We start from the raw sequence: 1,042 nt of genomic DNA, 5'->3' as shown, positions 1-1,042 counted from the left end.
AAGGTAGTTGACCAGATTTCCTAATTAAGCGGCGCTTTTTTGACCGCCTCGTTGATTGTCTTCTGAGCTGCTTGGATTGAGTGTTACTGAACTAACAGGCGTCCAGCCACGCGTTTCTTTAGCCCAACGCTCAGGATGCTTGGCTTTTGCCTGCTGATAGACGGCATGCCGTTTCGCTAACACCTGAGTATCCTGGTTGCGGTGTCTTTGCGCTGGCGTGACGAATTTAATCGCGCTATGTCGATGTTCATTGTTGTACCAGTTGACGAAGTTCAACATCCATTCACGCGCAGCGCCCAGTCCTTCAAAGCCATGTGCCGGGTAGTTAGGGCGGTATTTGGCTGTGCGGAACAATGATTCCGAGTACGCATTATCGTTACTGACACCTGGGCGATTGAAAGAGGTACGGATACCCATCTCATCCAACTTGGCGCGTAAGGTCAGTGATTTCATCGGTGCGCCATTGTCAGCGTGTAGATAACGTGGCTTTACCAAGCAACCTTCACTGAGCGTCGCGCGTTCAATGAGTTGAGACGCAAGCGTACCGCATTCACGGTCATGAACTTCCCAGCCGACGATTTTCCGACTGTAAATATCGATGATCATATAAAGGTACCAATACAGGCCACGTACATTCGAAGGTAAATAGCTGATATCCCACGTCCAGATCTCATTCGGCTGACTGGCCTGATGAGACGTCGGCTCTGTCGCTGGCTGTGGCGGCTTGGCTTTGCCTCGATGGTGAAGTTGGTCATTCGCTTTCAGCACGCGATAGATCGTGGATTCACTGGCGATATATTCGCCTTGATCAGCCAGTCGTGGAACGATTTGGCTCGGAGGTAAACTGGCGTAGTCAGCGTCATTGCAGACACGCAGAATATGCTGACGCTCTTGCTCAGACAACTTGTTTTTCGGCTCCGCTTGAATAGCAAGCGAGCGTAGATCTGGCAGCACCTGCCCTTGTGATGAACGCCAACGTCGCAACGTGCGTTGTGGTATCTGCATAAGCTCAGCCGCCTTGTACTGAGGGGCGCCATTCGCG

At 51.6% G+C, this 1,042-nt stretch carries 1 protein-coding gene; it reads right to left on the bottom strand.

Annotated elements, in window-relative coordinates; translation table 11 throughout:
• Positions 1–24 precede the first annotated feature (24 nt).
• A partial coding sequence (locus BZJ21_RS15320; protein WP_108743192.1) for an IS3 family transposase occupies positions 25–1,042 on the bottom strand: 1,018 nt, incomplete at its 5' end.

Origin of the sequence: Salinivibrio costicola subsp. alcaliphilus, assembly GCF_001996185.1 — a bacterium.
GTDB lineage: Bacteria > Pseudomonadota > Gammaproteobacteria > Enterobacterales > Vibrionaceae > Salinivibrio > Salinivibrio costicola.
Note: the sequence above shows the minus strand (reverse complement) of the source record. Positions and strands in the feature narration are given on the sequence as shown.